The organism is Pseudooceanicola sp. NS-SX9 (assembly GCF_057380705.1).
The window spans coordinates 102832-119882 of record NZ_CM170818.1 but is presented as its reverse complement, the minus strand read 5'-3'; the positions used below and the strand labels follow the sequence as shown (position 1 = coordinate 119882).

The following is a 17051-nucleotide window of genomic DNA, read 5'->3' as shown; positions in this document are numbered from 1 at the left end:
GGCGGCCGGCCCCCGGGGGGCTATTCGGCAGCCTGGGATTCCTGCTGTGCAGCCGTGTCGGCATCCACGGGCGGCAGGGCGTGGCCGGGATCGGGCAGCGGCCGGTCGGCATGGCCGAAGGTCACCATGCAGGCCCCCGCAACCAGCGGCAGGGCACTGCAGGGCACTTCGGTTACCCCGTCCAGCAACGCCGTGCCATGCCAGGTCTCGCGGCCGTTGCGGCCCAGCACGCGGGCCAGAAGCTCGTCCAGGGCCTGGGGGCTGGCGGCGTGGCGGGTCCAGGTGGCATGCGCGTCGCGGACCGAGATATCGGTCAGATCGGCCTCCCGGGCCAGGGCGAACAGCTGGCGATAGGCGCTGTTGCAGTAGCTCATGATGCCCTGGGCATCGAAGATCACGATTGCGTCGGTCAGCGCATCCAGAACCGATTGCGACAGCGAAAGCTGCTGGCGGAAGCGGCGGGTGATGGCGATTTCGTCGGTGATGTCCTCGAACAGGAAGGCGATGGCGCCATTGGGATGCGGTCGGCCGGTGACGCGGTAGGTGGCGCCGCTGGGCAGGCTCCAGGTTTCCTGATAGCGCCCGTCCGCCGCCGCCGAGACCAGCGCATTCAGCTGTTCGCGCCACGAGGCATAGTTCTTGGGTTCCGGCATGATCTGATGGTCACGCAGGTGGTCGAAGAACTGCGACAGCGCCGGGCGTCCGGTCAGGAATTCCGGCGACAGGGAGGTCAGGTCGACCAGCGCCGGGTTGAACAGGATCAGCTGACGGTCGCGGTCGAAGATCGCCAGGCCCGTCGACAGCTGCGCGAAGGTCTTGGTCAGGGTCTGCACGAAGTTGCGCTGCGCGACCTCGGCCTTGACCAGGGCGGTGACATCCTGTGCGGCGCAGTCCCAGCCGTCGCGGTTGCGCCGGGCCGAGACGTCGAACCAGCGTTCCGGCAGCCGGCCGCGCGGGTCCAGCATGACGCGATAGGTGAATTCGGGCCGGTCGGCCTGCCCCTCGTGGCCGCGCACCAGCGGTGCCGTCAGCTCGGTCGCGCCCGACAGGCGGCTTTCCAGCGCCCGGTAGGCGGCGTTGCGGCGGGTTACGCGGTTCTCGCCATCCATGCTCCAGCTTGGGATGGGCAGATCTTCCAGGACGGAGTCGCGCTCGTTCAGCCGGCAGGCGCGCAGCGCCGCAAGATGCCGGTCAAGAAGCGAGGCCGCCCCCGGCTCGCACAGTGTCACCCGCAGGTTCCGGCCGCTCTGGCGCAGCCGCAGCACGGCGCGGTCCGTGGGGTCGCGCGTATCCAGGCGCACGAAGGACTTGCCGCCGGTCAGTTCCGCCTGTTCGGGAAGGCCGGGAAAACGATCCGCCAGCAGGCCGCGCAGCCGCGTCCAGTCCGAGGTGTCCTGCGGCTCTCCCTCGAGCCAACTGCGCCAGTCGCGCGGCGCGCTGACCAGGTGCTGTTCGTCAAAGATGAAGACCGAGGCCGTGGGGGCCTCGGGCAATTCCGCCTCTTCCTCGTCCCGCGACAGCGGGCGCCGCCCGATCCCGACCAGGATGACAAGGCACGCCCCGGCCATCAGCAGGCCGAACACGATCGCGAGCAGGAGCGACGATGGGCTGATCCCTGTCATCTCGGATCCCGTGATGAAGAACACGTGTTTTCTCCTGCCGAAGTGTAAACAGCATTCTGAACCGAAGGTAAAATATTCATTAATAAATCACCCCACCTTTGCAGAGAAAGGCGGGGTGATCGGTTGGATTGAAACGGACAGTTCAGTGGATAGGTTCGTTTTGACGCCAGCGCAGGGCATTGTCGCCGCTCAGCGCGTCGATACGGCGCCGGGGCCAGGTGACCTGGACCACGGCGCCACCGCCGTCCTCGTCATTGGCAAAGATCAGCTCGGCGCCGGTGCGTTCCAGCAGGGTCTTGGCGATGAACAGGCCCAGCCCCATGCCTTCGTATTCGGGGCGCGCCTGGCGGTCCTGGGCGCTGCGGCGCCGGCGCATGAACGGATCGCCGATCCGCCCCAGCACGTTTGGCGAAAACCCCGGGCCGTCATCCATGATGCGGATGGTGATATAGCTGTCGTCCCAGCTGCTTTCGACCCAGACCGTGCTGTGGGCAAAGTCGACGGCATTCTGCACCAGGTTGCGCAGGCCATGGATCAGCTCGGGCTGGCGCAGGATGGTGGGGGGCATCTCTTCGCCGTCGCCATGCAGGAACTCGATCGCCTTGCCGCGATCGCGGTGCGGCTCGGCGGCTTCCTCGATCACCGTGGGCAGGGGGGCGCGGCGCATCATCAGATCGTCCTTCCCCGCCCGCCCCATCGAACGCAGGATGTCCCGGCAGCGGTCGGCCTGGGCGCGGATCAGCCGGGCGTCCTCCTGCAGCTCGGGGTGGCCGTCCAGCTCTTCGATCAGCTCGCCCGAGGTCAGCTTGATGGTGGCAAGGGGCGTGCCCATCTCGTGCGCGGCAGCGGCGACGACACCACCCAGATCGGTCAGCTTCTGCTCGCGCGACAGGGCCATCTGGGTGGCCTGCAGGGCATCCGACATGGCGTGCATCTCGGCCGAGATCCAGCGTGAATAGGTCCCCAGGAAGATCACCGCGATGACGATGGCCAGCCAGTTGCCGAACAGGAAGATGTCGGCCACCTGCAGCAGCATCCCGTCGCGGGTGACCAGGGGGAAGTGGAATTCCGACAGCAAGGTCACCAGGATGATCGCCATCGAGCCCACGAAGATGGCCGAGCGCGCCGACAGCGCCGCCGCCGACACCGTCACCGGCCCAACCAGCAGGATCGAGAACGGGTTGTTCAGCCCCCCCGTCAGGTACAGCAGCGCGCAAAGCTGGAACAGGTCGAACAGCACCATCAGCAGGTTCTCGGCCTCGGACAGGCGCTTGCTTTCGGGGAAGATGAAGCTGGCGATGATGTTGCCGATGACGCTGATGCCGACGACCAGGAAACACAGCCCGTACTGCAGGTCCAGCCGGTAGACCTGTTCGGCGACGAACAGCGCCGAAAGCTGGCCGATGATGGCCATCCAGCGCAGCAGGATCAGCGTGCGCAACCGGATCCAGTTGCCGCGGTGCTGGCCGGTCTGGATCGGCAGGTCCTTCTGGGGATGTGTGTCTGGCATGGGGCAGTCCTTCCTGCGACCGATCGATGGATTGCAATCGCGCCCCCGCTTGATAGGTCTTGACCTGCGGACCCGCAATTGCGCCGGGCGTCGCGGGGGGAGAGGGAGAGCGCCCATGCTGCGCATCTATGCCATCGCGGCCGTGACGGTCATGGCCGGGCTGCTGGGCGGGATCTGGTACGCCACCCGGCCGGATGGCAGCGATCCCTTTGCCCCCTGCCTGTCGGGGGCGGTGGCGGGCGGGCGCAGCCAGATCGGCGGCCCCTTCACGCTGATCGACGAAACCGGTGCCACGGTGACGGACCAGCAGGTGATCGACGGCCCGACCCTGCTCTATTTCGGCTATTCCTTCTGTCCCGATGTCTGCCCGATGGATCTGGCGCGCAATGTCGATGCGGTCTCGATGCTGGCGCAGCAGGGCAAGACAGTGAAGCCGGTCTTCATCAGCGTCGATCCGGCGCGCGACACGCCCGAACAGCTGGCCGCCTATACCGATTACCTCAGCCCCGATCTGCTGGGGCTGACCGGCACGTCAGAGCAGATCCGGGCGGCCGCCCGCGCCTACCGGGTCTATTACAAGATCAATCCTCCCGCCAAAGGCGAGGATGCGGATTATTATCTCGTTGACCATTCGACATTCAGCTACCTGGTTTTGCCGGGCCACGGCTTTGTCGATTTCTTTCGCCGCGATGAAACGGCGGAAGAAATGGCCAAAAGGCTTTCCTGTTTTCTGGACAAGGCGGGTTAACGCCTCTGTGATCACGCTGTCGGTTTGACCTAACCCAGCGTCCGCATTAATGCTTTTCGGAAGCGTGTACCGCAACGGTGCACATCGGAATCCGGCCGGAGGCAAGAACATGACGGAAATGGGTGATATCGGCGAAGACAAGAGCCTGCTGCTGCTCGACGACGACGAACCCTTCCTGCGGCGCCTGGCCAAGGCCATGGAAAAGCGCGGCTTCGACGTTCTGACCGCCGAGACCGTGGCCGAAGGCAAGGCCATCGCCTCGACCCGGGCACCGGCCTATGCGGTCTGCGATCTGCGGCTTGAGGACGGCAATGGCCTCGACGTGGTGGAGGTGCTGCGCGAACGCCGCCCCGATTGCCGCATCGTGGTGCTGACGGGCTACGGCGCCATCGCCACCGCCGTCGCCGCGGTCAAGATCGGCGCCACAGACTATCTGTCGAAGCCCGCCGATGCGACCGACATCGTGAACGCGCTGCTGTCGACCGATGACGAACTGCCGCCGCCGCCCGAAAACCCCATGAGCGCCGACCGCGTCCGCTGGGAACACATCCAGCGCGTCTACGAGCTGTGCGACCGCAACGTCTCGGAAACGGCGCGGCGGCTGAACATGCACCGTCGAACCCTGCAGCGGATCCTGGCCAAACGTTCGCCGCGCTGATTGCGCGGGCTGATGACTTCCCCCGTGCTGCGGTGCATCCTGGCATCATGACAGACGATGGCAGCATATCCGACTCCGGTCGGTCGGCGCAGCGCGCCAATGGGATGGTGACCCGGCAACGCATCCTTGATGCGGCCGAGGACGCCTTTGGCAGGGGGCATTACGACAGCGTCTCGTTGCGGCAGATCACCGGCATGGCGGGGGTCAACCTGGCGCTGGTGAACTACCACTTCAAGAGCAAGGAAAACCTCTATTACGAGGTGATCTCGCGTCGGTCCGAAGACCTGGGCCAGCTGCGGATGGAGCGCCTGAAGACGCTGCGCGCCCGCGCTGCCGCGCCGGCCGTCGAGGAGGTCCTGGATGCCTTCATGCGGCCGCTTTTCGACCGGATGAAAACCCATGATCCGGGCTGGTCCAGCTATACGCGGGTGCTGGCCAACATGGTGCAGGACCAGCGGCTGAGCGACCTTCTGGCGGAACGTTTCGACGCCACCGCGCGGGAATTCGTGGCCGAACTGCGCCGCGCCGTGCCCGGCTGCGGCGAACAGGCGCTGTTCCACGGCTTCAACTTCGTGCTGTCGCTGATGCTGCGTTCGGTGATCGGGGAAACCCGCGTGACGTCGCTGTCGCATGGCGTGGCGCAGGGGGATGACCTGGGACAGGTCTATGCCCACCTGCTGCCGTTCTGCGCCGCGGGGCTGCGTGCCCTGGTCCGCGGCGCCGGGGATTAGGCCTTCAGCCGTTCGGCGTGCCAGGCGAGGTGCTCGGCCATGAAGGTCGAGATGAAGTAGTAGGAATGGTCATAGCCCTCCTGCATCCGCACCTCGCCTGCCTGCCCGGTGGACCGGCAGGCGATTTCCAGCAATTCGGGCTTTAGCTGGTTTTCCAGGAAGCCGTCGGCGGTCCCCTGGTCGATCAGCAGCCCCGAGGGCATTCGCGCCCCGTCCTCGATCAGGGCGCAGGCGTCGTATTCGCGCCATTTGGCCCGGTCCGCACCGATATAGCCGGTCAGCGCCTTCTCGCCCCAGGGGCAGTTCAGCGGGCTGACGATCGGCGCAAAGGCCGAGATCGCCTTGAAGCGGTCGGTATTGCGCAGCCCGATGGTCAGCGCCCCGTGGCCACCCATGGAATGTCCCATGATCGACTGGCGCGCCATGTCGGCGGGGAAGTGTTCGGCGATCAGCGCCGGCAGTTCCTGCTCGATATAGTCGCGCATCCGGTAATGCTGTGCAAAGGGCGCTTCGGTCGCGTTCACGTAGAACCCGGCACCCAGGCCGAAATCATAGGCGCCCTCGGCATCATCGGCGACGCCCTCGCCGCGCGGGCTGGTGTCGGGGGCGACAAAGATCAGCCCCAGCTTTGCGCAGGCGGCGCGGAACTCGCCCTTCTCGGTGACATTGGCATGGGTGCAGGTCAGGCCCGACAGGTACCAGACCACCGGCAGCTTCGCGCCCGCCGCATGTGGCGGCACGTAGACCGAAAAGGTCATCTCGGTGCCGGTCGCGCTCGAGGCATGCCTGTAGACGCCCTGGGTGCCGCCATGGGCGCGGTTGGTGGACAGGATCTCCATCAGAACACCACCACCGAGCGGATGCTCTCGCCCGCATGCATCAGCTCAAAGCCCTTGTTGATCTCGTCCAGGGTCAGCACATGGGTGATCATCGGATCGATCTCGATCTTGCCGTTCATGTACCAGTCGACGATCTTCGGCACGTCGGTCCGGCCCTTGGCCCCCCCGAAGGCCGAGCCCTGCCAGACGCGGCCGGTGACCAGCTGGAACGGCCGGGTGCTGATTTCCTTGCCCGCTTCCGCGACGCCGATCACGGTGGAAACGCCCCAGCCACGGTGGCAGGCTTCCAAAGCCTGACGCATGACCATGGTGTTGCCGGTGCAGTCGAACGTGTAGTCGCCGCCGCCATCGGTCAGCGCGATCAGGTGGCTGACGATGTCGCCCTCGATCTTCGAGGGGTTGACGAAATGTGTCATGCCAAACTTCTTGCCCCACTCGGCCTTGCCGTCGTTCAGATCGACGCCGATGATCTTGTCGGCGCCGACCATCCGGGCGCCCTGGATCACGTTCAGGCCGATGCCGCCCAGGCCGAAGACGATGACGTTGGAACCGGGGGTGACCTTGGCCGTGTTGATCACGGCGCCGACGCCGGTGGTGACGCCGCAGCCGCAATAGCAGGCCTTGTCGAAGGGCGCGTCCTCGCGGATCTTCGCAACCGCGATCTCGGGCAGCACAATGAAGTTCGAGAAGGTCGAGCACCCCATGTAATGATAGATCGTCTCGCCCTTGTAGGACATCCGGCTGGTGCCATCAGGCATCAGGCCCTTGCCCTGCGTGGCACGGATCGCGGTGCAAAGGTTGGTCTTGCCGGACAGGCAGCTTTTGCACTGGCGGCATTCGGGGGTGTAAAGCGGGATCACGTGGTCATCCTGCTTCAACGATTTTACGCCCGGCCCCACGGCGCGCACGACGCCCGCACCCTCGTGGCCCAGCACCGACGGGAAGATCCCCTCGCTGTCGAAGCCGTCCAGCGTATAGGCATCAGTGTGGCAGATCCCGGTCGCCATGATCTCGACCAGGACCTCGCCCTCCTTCGGGCCTTCCAGGTCGATCTCGACGATCTCGAGCGGTTTCTTCGCCTCGAAGGCGACGGCGGCGCGGGTTTTCATGGGGGCAGACCTCCGGAAGTGATTTGACCTCGACAAAGCATAGCCTTGCGTCCCGGGAAAGCCCCGAAGCGGCACGTCCCCGCCCTTGCGCGACAGGTTTCCCGTCATCTGGCCATAAATACTCCGGGGGAGCGCCGACAGGCGCGGGGGCAGAGCCCCCTGCCCCGGCCGGCCGCCTGGGACGACGGTTGCGAATGCATATTTAAGGAAAGATGAAAGCAAAAGGGCGCCCATCGGGGGCGCCCTTCGGTGCGGCTTTGCGATCGCTTCAGATGCCCTCAAGGGCCACGGCAATGCCCTGCCCGACGCCAATGCACATGGTCGACAGGGATTTCTCGCCCGCCTTCAGCTCCAGCGCGGCAGTGCCGGTGATGCGGGCGCCCGACATGCCCAGCGGATGGCCCAAGGCGATGGCGCCGCCATTGGGATTCACGCGCGCATCGTCATCGGCAATCCCGAGATCGCGCAACGTCGCCAGGCCCTGGCTCGCAAAGGCCTCGTTCAGTTCGATCACGGCGAAATCGTCCGGGCCCAGCCCCAGCCGCGCCATCAGCTTCTTGGAAGCAGGCGCAGGGCCGAAGCCCATGATCCGCGGCGGCACGCCCGCGGTGGCCCCGCCCAGCACCCGGGCGATCGGGGTCAGGCCGTATTTCCGTGCGGCTTCCGCCGAGGCCAGGATCAGCGCCGCCGCCCCGTCGTTCACGCCGGATGCGTTGCCAGCCGTTACGCTGCCGCCTTCGCGGAACGGCGTCGGCAGCTTCGCCAGCTTCTCCAGGGTCGAGGCCCGGGGATGTTCGTCGGTGTCGAAGATCAGGTCATCCTGCTTGCGGCGCTTGATGGCCACCGGCACGATCTCCTTCGCCAGCCGGCCCGAGGCGATGGCGGCGGCGGCCTTTTCCTGGCTGCGCAGGGCGAACAGGTCCTGGTCATCGCGCGAGATGTTGAAGTCCTCGGCGACGTTCTCGCCGGTTTCGGGCATGGAATCGACGCCATATTGCTTCTTCATCAGCGGGTTGACGAAGCGCCAGCCAATGGTGGTGTCGTAGATGGCGTTCGAGCGCGAATAGGCGCTTTCCGCCTTTGGCATGACGAAGGGGGCACGCGACATCGATTCGACGCCGCCGGCGATCATCAGATCGGCCTCGCCCGCCTTGATCGCGCGGGCCGCAGCGATGATCGCATCCATGCCGGATCCGCAAAGGCGGTTCATCGTGGTCCCGGTGACAGAGACGGGCAGGCCCGCCAGCAGGGCCGACATGCGCGCCACGTTGCGGTTGTCCTCGCCGGCCTGGTTGGCGCAGCCGTAGATGACGTCGTCAACGGCTTCCCAGTCGACATTCGGATTGCGCTCCATAAGTGCCTTCAGGGGGATGGCGCCCAGGTCGTCGGCGCGCACCGTGGCCAGCGTGCCGCCGAAACGGCCGATGGGGGTGCGGATATAGTCGCAGATATAGACTTCGGTCATGAAGGTGTTCCTCGGCTGAACCGGTTGGAAATCTGGACCCGCGCGTGCCGCGGGGCCGGCCCGGCGCAAGCCGGGCGGCGTCCGGGCGGCTCCCCCGTGGGGGCGCCCGGACGCACCCTGTCAGATCAGAGTGCGGGGACGATCAACTCGGCCACCTCGCCATCGGTGTGCAGGGGCGCACCAGTGACGGACTGCAGCTCATCCATCGAGATCCCGGCCAGTTTCTCACGCAACACGAAATGGCCGTCCTCGATATCGACCACCGCAAGGGAGGTATAGATCCGGGTCACGCAGGCCACGCCGGTCAGCGGAAAGCTGCAGGCCTCGACCAGCTTCGGCTCGCCCTTCTTGGTCACATGTTCGGTCAGCACGGCGACACGCTTGGCGCCGTGCACCAGGTCCATCGCCCCGCCGACGGCCGGTACGCCCTTGTTGCCGACCCGCCAGTTCGCCAGATCACCGTTCTGCGCGACCTGCAGGGCGCCCAGGATGGCCACGTCCAGATGCCCGCCGCGAACCATGGCAAAGCTGTCGGCATGGTGGAAGAAAGATGCGCCCGGCTTCAGCGTCACCGCCTTCTTGCCGGCGTTGATCATGTCCCAGTCCTCGGTCCCCGGCGCGGGCGCGGGGCCAAAGTTCAGGATGCCGTTCTCGGTGTGAAAGATCGGGGTGCGGCCTTCGACGGTGTATTGTGCCACCATTTCCGGAAAGCCGATCCCGAGGTTCACATAGGCGCCGTCGGCGATATCCTGGGCGGCGCGCCAGGCGATCTGGGCGTTCGTCAGTTTCAGATCAAGCATAGCTGGCCCCTGCGCGGATAAGCTCTTCTTCCTGTTTCGGATCGGCGACTTCGACAATGCGGTTGACGAAGATGCCGGGGGTGATGACCTGCTCGGGGTCGATGCCGCCGGGCACCACCACTTTCGAGGCCTGCACGATGGTCACAGCCGCTGCCGTCGCCATCAGCGGAGAGAAATTCCGCGCCGCCATCCGGTAGGTCAGGTTGCCCATGGTATCGGCGACCTCGGCCTTGATCAGGGCGAAATCCGCCTTCAGCCAGCGCTCCTGCACATAAGGCCGGCCGTCAAATTCCCCGATCGGTTTCCCGATCGCCAGTTCAGTTCCGTAGGAGGTCGGCGTGTAGAACGCCGGGATGCCTGCGCCTCCGGCCCGGATGCGCTCGGCCAGGGTGCCCTGGGGCACCAGCTCCAACTCGATCTGGCCTGCCAGGTAGCGATCCGTGAAGGCCCGCGGATCCGAGCTTTTCGGGAACGAGCAGATCATCTTCTTCACCAGACCCGCATCAATCAGGGCGGCGATACCGATCTGGCCATTGCCGGCGTTGTTGTTGATGACGGTCAGGTTCTTCGGGCCGGCATCGATCAGCGCGTGGATCAGCTCGACCGGGTTGCCGGCGCCGCCGAACCCGCCAATCATCACCGTGGCGCCATCGCCGATCCCAGATACGGCCTCTGCCAGGCCGGAAACGGTCTTGTCCATGTGGAGCCTCCTTCCGTTGCGACAGGGGATACGCCCGGGTCGCCGGAGTCGTCCAGCCATTTTGATCGTTATGCGATATTTGTTCATTATGCGCACTAATCGAGAGAAAAGGGGGCTCTGCCCCCGTCTGCCTGCGGCTGCCTCCCCCGAGGTATTTGGAACAAGAAAATGAAGACCAGGGTGGCTGCAGGGCGCGCGTGGTTCTTTCATCTGGCCCAAAATACTCCCGCCGGAGGCTTTGCCCCGAAAGGGGCGAAATCCGGTTTGGGTCAGAGTTGAGGGGCGGAATTTTCCAGCACGGCTTCCATGGCCACGAAGGTCGAGGTGGCGCTGACATGCGGCAGGGCCGAGATCTTTTCGCCCATCACCTGGCGGTATTCCGTGATGTTGCGGGTCCGGACCTTCAGGAGGTAGTCGAATCCGCCCGCGATCATGTAGCATTCCTCTACTTCGGGGATGCGTTTCACCGCGGCGTTGAAATCCGAAAGCGCCTTTTGGCGGGTATCCGTCATGCGTACCTCGACGAAGGTTACGTGGCTCAGGCCGAGCCGGATCGGTGACAGGATCGCGCGGTAGCCGGTGATGTAGCCGCGCTCTTCCAGGCTGCGGACGCGGGCGGCGACCGGGGTTTTCGACAGGCCGACCTTGCGGGCCAGTTCCGCCACCGGCATGCGGGCGTTGTCGATCAGTTCGGCCAGAATCCTGCGGTCTGTCAGGTCCAGTTCATCTGTGCTCATCGCCTGTGAGACCTTCGAAAATAAGTTCAACTGCCGCCAATTTTGCCTGTCTTTGGGCGAAAGGGCCAACTGAATTTCTGTAGAACCGCCGCAGATCCCCGGAGGTGTTGCGATGATCGAGCCGAAGTTTGATGCCCTGCAGGGCCCCGCCAAATACGCAGATGAGACCAGTGTTCTGGAGCGCCTGGTGGCGCAGGCCGCGCTGAGCCCCGCCGCCCGCCAGATGATGTCGCATCGTGCCGCCGATTACGTGCGCAAGATCCGCTCGAGCCAGAAGCCCACCCTGATGGAGCATTTCCTGGGCGAATATGGCCTGTCGACCCGCGAGGGCGTGGCGCTGATGTGCCTGGCCGAGGCCATGCTGCGGGTGCCCGACAAGCTGACCATCGACGCGCTGATCGAGGACAAGATCGCCCCTTCGGACTGGTCGGCGCATGTCGGCAAGGCGTCGTCTCCGCTGGTCAATGCCTCGACCTGGGCCCTGATGCTGACCGGCAAGGTGCTGGAGGATGAACGTCCCGGCATGGCCGCCACCCTGCGCGGCGCCGTTCGCCGCCTGGGCGAGCCGGTGATCCGCTCGGCCGTGGGGCGCGCCATGAAGGAGATGGGCCGCCAGTTCGTGCTGGGCGAGACCATCGTCAAGGCGCTGGACCGGGCCCGGACCCGCGAGGCCATCGGCTTTACCTACAGCTATGACATGCTGGGCGAGGCGGCGATGACCGGCGCCGATGCCGATCGCTATGCCAAGGACTATTCCGACGCCATCGAGGCCATTGCCAAGGCCTGCGACAAGGGCTCGGTCGAGGCGAACCCCGGGATCTCGATCAAGCTGTCGGCGCTGCACCCGCGCTACGAGGTTTCGGACGAGGCGCGCGTGCTGCGCGAACTGGTGCCCGTGGTGCTGGATCTGTCGCTGAAGGCCAAGGCTGCCGGCATGGGGCTGAACATCGACGCCGAGGAGCAGGACCGCCTGGTGCTGTCGCTGAAGGTGATCGAGGCGGTGCTGCGCGACGAACGCCTGGCCGGCTGGAACGGGTTCGGCGTGGTGGTGCAGGCCTATGGCAAGCGCGCCAGCTTTGTCATCGACTGGCTGTATAATCTGGCCACCGAGCTGGACCGCCGCATCATGGTGCGTCTGGTCAAGGGCGCCTACTGGGACACCGAGATGAAACATGCGCAGGTCGAGGGCCTGCCGGGCTTCACGCTGTTCACCTCGAAGACCGCGACCGATGTCAGCTATATCTCGAATGCCAAGCGGCTGATCGGCTATGCCGACCGGATCTATCCGCAATTCGCGACGCACAATGCCCATACCGTTGCCGCGATCCTGGAAATGGTGGGCGGGATTTCGTTCGAATTCCAGCGCCTGCATGGCATGGGCGAGCGTCTGCACGACATCGTGCTGAAGGAAACCAAGGGCCGTTGCCGGATCTATGCGCCGGTGGGTGCCCACCGCGACCTGCTGGCCTATCTGGTGCGCCGCCTGCTGGAAAACGGCGCCAACTCCTCCTTCGTGAACCAGATCGTGGACGAGGCCGTCGCCCCCGAAACCATCGCCGCCGATCCGTTCGAGGCGCTGACCCGGGCCAAGGCCCCGGCTGGTCTGGTGAAACCCGATGCGATCTTTGGCGAGGGCCGGCTGAATTCGCGTGGCTTCGACCTGACCGATGAAACGGTTCTGGCCGCCATCGACGCGGCCCGCGCGGTCGAGATCCCCGAGGCGGCTGCGCTGGTCGCCGGCACCCCCGAGGGCACGCTGCGTCCGGTGGTGAACCCCGCGACCGCGATGGTCGTGGGCCATGTGCGCGATGCCACCGACGCCTGCGTCGAGGCCGCTATTGCCGCCGCCACCCCCTGGGCTGCCACCCCCGAGGACCGCGCCGCCGTGCTGCTCCGCGCCGCCGACCTCTACGAGGAAAACTATGGCGCCTTCTTTGCCGTGCTGGCCAAGGAAGCGGGCAAATCGCTGCCCGATGCCGTGGGTGAACTGCGCGAGGCCGTCGATTTCCTGCGCTATTACGCCGCCGAAGGCGCGCGCCGGGCGGATCGTGCCCGGGGTGTCTTTACCTGCATCAGCCCGTGGAACTTCCCGCTGGCGATCTTTACCGGCCAGATCGCGGCCGCCCTTGCCGCCGGCAACGGCGTGCTGGCGAAACCGGCGGAACAGACCTGCCTGGTCGCCGCCATGGCCGTGCGTCTGCTGCATCAGGCCGGCGTGCCGGCCGAGGCGCTGCAACTGCTGCCGGGCGATGGCCGGGTCGGCGCCAAGCTGACTTCGGACGCGCGGATCGCGGGCGTGGCCTTTACCGGCTCGACCGAGACGGCGCAGATCATTCGCCGTGCCATGGCCGAAACCATGGACCCCGGTGCGCCGCTGATCGCGGAAACCGGTGGCCTGAACGCCATGGTGGTCGATTCCACCGCCCTGCCCGAACAGGCCGTCCGTGACATCGTCGCCTCGGCCTTCCAGAGCGCGGGCCAGCGGTGTTCGGCGCTGCGCTGCCTCTATGTGCAGGAAGACATCGCGCCGCATCTGATCACCATGATCAAGGGCGCCATGGACGAGCTGACCCTGGGCAACCCCTGGGATCTGACGACCGATGTGGGCCCGGTGATCGACGCCGAGGCGCAGCAGGGCATCCAGGCCTATCTTCAGGCCAAGAAAGCCGACGTGCTGCACCAGCTGGAGGCCCCCGCACAGGGCACCTTCGTGGCGCCGACCCTGCTGAAAGTGTCGGGGATCGAGGATCTGGAACGTGAAATCTTCGGGCCGGTCCTGCATGTCGCCACCTACAGGGCGGCCGATATCGGCAAGGTCGTCGCGGCGATCAACGCCACCGGTTATGGTCTGACCTTCGGCCTGCACACCCGGATCGACAACCGCGTCCAGGAAATCACCGAGGCCGTCCATGCGGGCAACCTTTATGTGAACCGCAACCAGATCGGCGCCATCGTCGGCTCGCAGCCCTTCGGCGGCGAGGGGCTGTCGGGGACGGGTCCGAAGGCCGGTGGGCCGAACTATCTGGATCGCTTCCGTGCCCCCGAAACCCCGGCCGAGCTGGCCGAGCCCTGGGCCGGTGCCGCTGATGCCCTGCCCGCCCGCCTGGCGGCCGTTCCCGGTGGCGCCGTGGTCGAGGACAAGATGATGCCCGGCCCGACCGGAGAGCTGAACCGCCTGACCCTGACCGCGCGCGACCCGATCCTGTGCATGGGCCCGGGCCTTGCGGCGGAAGAGGCCCAGCTGGCCGCAGTGCGCGCCCTGGGCGGCTGTGCGGTGGCGGCCGGTGGCCGGGTGGAACCGGCGCAGCTCGCGCAGCTGACGGGCCTTTCGGCGGCGATCTGGTGGGGGGATGCCGACAGCGCGCGCGCCTTCACCCGGGCGCTGGCAACCCGTCAGGGGCCGATCCTGCCGCTGATCACCGCCCTGCCCGACCGTGGCCATGCGGTGCATGAACGCCACCTCTGCGTCGACACCACCGCCGCCGGTGGCAACGCGGCGCTGCTGGCTGGCAAGTGATCTGCCGATCCGCCCCTTCGGGGGCGTGATCGCGGGCCGAACCGATCGCCGGGTCCCTTCGGGGGCCCGGCGTTTTCATGACACCAGACGGGGGGCTGCGGTTTTGCCACCGCGCTCTTGCAGGCGATGTTTTCGATGCCCGGTCGGCCGCGCGATGCGCTAGGCTGACACCGCAGCCACGGATGCAAGGGGGGAGAGATGAAGAAGACCGCAGCCCAGATGGTCGCCGAGGCCCGCGCCCTGATCCCCGAGGTCGAGACCGCCGCGCTGATCGCCCGGCTGGGCGATCCTGATCTGGTGATCGTCGACATCCGCGACATCCGCGAACGCCAGAAGACCGGCTTCATCCCCGGATCGGTCCATGCGCCGCGGGGGATGCTGGAATTTTGGGTCGATCCCGACAGCCCCTATTACCGAGAGGTCTTCGGCCAGCCCGGCAAGAGCTATGTCTTTCACTGCGCCTCGGGGTGGCGATCCGCGCTGGCGGTGCGCACCCTGCAGGAGATGGGCTTTGACGCGGCCCACCTGAAGCTGGGCTTCAGTGACTGGCAGGCGCAGGGCGGCCCGGTCGAAACCGCCGCCCCGCGCTAGGGATCAGGCCGCCGACAGCACCGCCGTCACCTCGCGGGCGGCGCGGCGCACCAGGGCGCCGAAATGCCCGTCGGGATCGGCGGGCAGGTTCAGGTCCGGCATCGAGATGCCGATGGCGCCGGCGACCTCGCCCTGGGGCAGGAAGATCGGCGCCGCATAGCCATGCACCCGGGCGCGGAATTCCCCCACATCCTTGGCAAAGCCGCGCATCCGGCAGGCTTCCAGCTCGCGGCCGAGGGCCTCGAGATCAGTGAAGGTGTGTTCCGTATATCGGATCAGGTGGCCATCCAGCAGCGCCCGCCCGGCGGGCCAGTCGGCCGCCAGGATGGCCTTGCCGGTCGAAACGGCATGGATCGGGGCCTCGCCGCCGACGGGGGTCCAGGTGCGGATCGGCTGGCGGCTTTCGATCTTGTCGACGAAGGTGACCGACAGGCCCTCGGCCACGGCCAGGGTCACGGCCTCGCCGGTTTCGCGCGACAGCATCTGCATCGCGGGGGCGGCCAGGGCGCGCAGGTTCAGCCCCTCGACCACGCGGCGGCCGGTGCGCCAGGTCTTCAGCGTCGCCTCGTATTGCTTGTCGGCACGATGGCGGACATAGCCCATGGTGCGCAGCGTCTGCAGCAGCCGGAAGGCATTGGATTTCGACAGGCCCAGTTCGCGCGACAGCTCGGTCACGCCCATCGGCCCCGAGCGCTGTGTCAGCGCCTCTAGGATCAGCAGGCCCTTTGACAGGGTGGAATCGACGCGGGCGTCGCTGGGGATGCGGGTCAGATCCTCCATGAGGGATCCTCCGATGTCGTCAGTGAGTGCCCGAGGCTATGCGTAATGTACCATATACCGCAACTGACCTAAAGGTCGTAGCGCATCAGCAGCCTGTCCGCCGGGCGGATTTCGGGCCGGGACCCGGCGGGTGCCGGCCCAGCCGCCTCGAAGCCGCGGCTTTGGTAATAGACCCGGCCGCCGTGGTTGTCGGCGCGGATCTCGGCGATGATGCGCAGGTATCCCGCATCGCGCGCCGCCCCGAGGGTGGCCTGGAACAGGGCCGAGCCGACGGCCGGTCCGGTCTGGGCGGGATCGACGACGGTGGCGATCCCGCCGGTGGCGCCATCCGGCCCGGGCCGGGGTTCCAGCCATTGGAAACCCAGCAGCGTGCCGGCCGGGTCCTCGGCCAGGTGCAGCAGCACGCCGGGATGCGCCATCAGCGCGGAAAGCCGCGCGGCAGCGTCGGGGCCGGGCCCGGCCACGGTTGCCAGCAGGGCCGCCATGGCGCGGGTGTCGAGGGTCCCTGCCCGGCGGACATGCAGCCTCATGTCAGGGCCAGCAGCGCGGCGTGGCGGTCGGTGAAGGCGCGGCGCACCTCCAGCGGCGGGCGCAGGGTGATCGACAGCCCCTCGGTCAGGGCGGGATCGGGGCGGCCGAACAGGCGGTTGGCCTCGGCCTCGGAAAAGCCCGCGATGGCGGTGGCCTCCATCCAGGCGCTGATCCGGTCGGCCTTCTTGATGCGCGCCTTCAGACCCTTGGGGGTGACGGCGGGCAGGCCGAAGCGGATGTGCACCGCCGCCGTCAGCCGCGCGTCCAGCGTCGCGTAATCGGGCCCGACGGCCGCTTTCACCGGGCTGATCATGTCGCCGATGACATATTCGGGCGCATCATGCAGCAGCGCGGTCAGCCGGTCCGCCGGGGTGGCCTGCGGGCAGGCCCGGGCAAAGAGGGTTTCGACCAGCAGCGAATGCTCGGCCACGGAATAGGCGAAATCGCCCCGGGTCTGGCCGTTCCAGCGGGCCACGAAGGCCAGGCCATGGGCGATGTCCTCGATCTCGATATCGACGGGGGTCGGGTCCAGCAGGTCCAGCCTGCGGCCCGAAAGCATCCTCTGCCAGGCGCGGGGTTGTGTCATCGGGGGCTCCTTTGCCACATGGTTAGGAGGGGCCGCGGGCGCAGGCAACCGTGTGATGCAGCCTTGCAGCGGCGGTTTTTTAACAATTGCCCCCCTATGCAGGCAGGGAAAGGCGGCGGCCTTTGTT

16 protein-coding genes are annotated in these 17051 nt (G+C 66.6%); 5 read left to right on the top strand and 11 right to left on the bottom strand.

Annotation, left to right across the window (positions count from 1 at the left end):
- Positions 1-20 precede the first annotated feature (20 nt).
- Complete coding sequence (locus tag AC2ITM_RS00565) at positions 21-1646, bottom strand: PAS-domain containing protein (protein WP_486467896.1); 1626 nt, start codon at positions 1644-1646, stop codon at positions 21-23.
- 118 nt (positions 1647-1764) lie between these two features.
- Positions 1765-3132 carry a sensor histidine kinase RegB gene (gene regB / locus AC2ITM_RS00560; protein WP_486467895.1) on the bottom strand — a complete coding sequence of 456 codons (1368 nt, stop codon included), beginning with the start codon at positions 3130-3132 and terminating at the stop codon, positions 1765-1767.
- A gap of 115 nt (positions 3133-3247) precedes the next feature.
- Between regB and AC2ITM_RS00555 the strand changes: the two genes are divergently transcribed.
- From AC2ITM_RS00555 to AC2ITM_RS00545, 3 genes are all read left to right on the top strand, one after another.
- Positions 3248-3880, top strand: coding sequence for an SCO family protein (locus AC2ITM_RS00555; RefSeq protein ID WP_486467894.1), 633 nt, complete (start codon positions 3248-3250; stop codon positions 3878-3880).
- Between the two features lie 109 nt (positions 3881-3989).
- Positions 3990-4538: an ActR/PrrA/RegA family redox response regulator transcription factor gene (locus AC2ITM_RS00550; RefSeq protein ID WP_486467893.1), complete on the top strand. Its 549-nt coding sequence runs from the start codon at positions 3990-3992 to the stop codon at positions 4536-4538.
- Between the two features lie 107 nt (positions 4539-4645).
- On the top strand, positions 4646-5269 hold the full coding sequence (locus AC2ITM_RS00545) for a TetR/AcrR family transcriptional regulator (protein ID WP_486467892.1): 624 nt from the start codon (positions 4646-4648) through the stop codon (positions 5267-5269).
- Here the strand turns inward: AC2ITM_RS00545 and fghA are convergent.
- From fghA to AC2ITM_RS00515, 6 genes are all read right to left on the bottom strand, one after another.
- Positions 5266-6108: an S-formylglutathione hydrolase gene (gene fghA, locus AC2ITM_RS00540; RefSeq protein ID WP_486467891.1), complete on the bottom strand. Its 843-nt coding sequence runs from the start codon at positions 6106-6108 to the stop codon at positions 5266-5268. The genes AC2ITM_RS00545 and fghA overlap by 4 nt on opposite strands.
- The gene (locus tag AC2ITM_RS00535) at positions 6108-7217 is read right to left on the bottom strand and encodes an S-(hydroxymethyl)glutathione dehydrogenase/class III alcohol dehydrogenase (RefSeq protein ID WP_486467890.1); all 1110 of its coding nucleotides are present in this window, start codon (positions 7215-7217) and stop codon (positions 6108-6110) included. Before AC2ITM_RS00535 ends, fghA begins: the two co-directional genes overlap by 1 nt.
- A 268-nt stretch (positions 7218-7485) precedes the next feature.
- Positions 7486-8682: a 3-oxoadipyl-CoA thiolase gene (pcaF, locus tag AC2ITM_RS00530; protein ID WP_486467889.1), complete on the bottom strand. Its 1197-nt coding sequence runs from the start codon at positions 8680-8682 to the stop codon at positions 7486-7488.
- 125 nt (positions 8683-8807) lie between these two features.
- The gene (locus AC2ITM_RS00525) at positions 8808-9482 is read right to left on the bottom strand and encodes a 3-oxoacid CoA-transferase subunit B (protein WP_486467888.1); all 675 of its coding nucleotides are present in this window, start codon (positions 9480-9482) and stop codon (positions 8808-8810) included.
- The gene (locus tag AC2ITM_RS00520) at positions 9475-10182 is read right to left on the bottom strand and encodes a 3-oxoacid CoA-transferase subunit A (protein WP_486467887.1); all 708 of its coding nucleotides are present in this window, start codon (positions 10180-10182) and stop codon (positions 9475-9477) included. Before AC2ITM_RS00520 ends, AC2ITM_RS00525 begins: the two co-directional genes overlap by 8 nt.
- 269 nt (positions 10183-10451) lie before the next feature.
- On the bottom strand, positions 10452-10919 hold the full coding sequence (locus tag AC2ITM_RS00515) for an Lrp/AsnC family transcriptional regulator (protein WP_486467886.1): 468 nt from the start codon (positions 10917-10919) through the stop codon (positions 10452-10454).
- A 112-nt stretch (positions 10920-11031) separates the two neighbouring features.
- On the opposite strand from AC2ITM_RS00515, the gene putA reads away from it, so the two are divergent.
- Positions 11032-14436, top strand: coding sequence for a bifunctional proline dehydrogenase/L-glutamate gamma-semialdehyde dehydrogenase PutA (putA, locus tag AC2ITM_RS00510; protein ID WP_486467885.1), 3405 nt, complete (start codon positions 11032-11034; stop codon positions 14434-14436).
- A gap of 198 nt (positions 14437-14634) precedes the next feature.
- Positions 14635-15027, top strand: a complete 393-nt coding sequence (locus AC2ITM_RS00505) for a rhodanese-like domain-containing protein (RefSeq protein ID WP_486467884.1) — start codon at positions 14635-14637, stop codon at positions 15025-15027.
- Positions 15028-15030: 3 nt separating this feature from the next.
- Here the strand turns inward: AC2ITM_RS00505 and AC2ITM_RS00500 are convergent, their stop codons facing one another.
- The 3 genes from AC2ITM_RS00500 to AC2ITM_RS00490 all read right to left on the bottom strand — a co-directional run bounded on the left by AC2ITM_RS00500 (position 15031) and on the right by AC2ITM_RS00490 (position 16924).
- Entirely contained in the window at positions 15031-15807 is a 777-nt protein-coding gene (locus AC2ITM_RS00500) for an IclR family transcriptional regulator (protein ID WP_486467883.1), read from the bottom strand.
- Positions 15808-15875: 68 nt separating this feature from the next.
- Positions 15876-16337, bottom strand: coding sequence for a GNAT family N-acetyltransferase (locus tag AC2ITM_RS00495; RefSeq protein ID WP_486467882.1), 462 nt, complete (start codon positions 16335-16337; stop codon positions 15876-15878).
- Positions 16334-16924 (bottom strand): hypothetical protein, encoded by a 591-nt coding sequence (locus AC2ITM_RS00490; RefSeq protein ID WP_486467881.1) that lies wholly within the window; start codon positions 16922-16924, stop codon positions 16334-16336. The genes AC2ITM_RS00495 and AC2ITM_RS00490 overlap by 4 nt, the downstream gene beginning before the upstream one ends.
- Positions 16925-17051 lie beyond the last annotated feature (127 nt).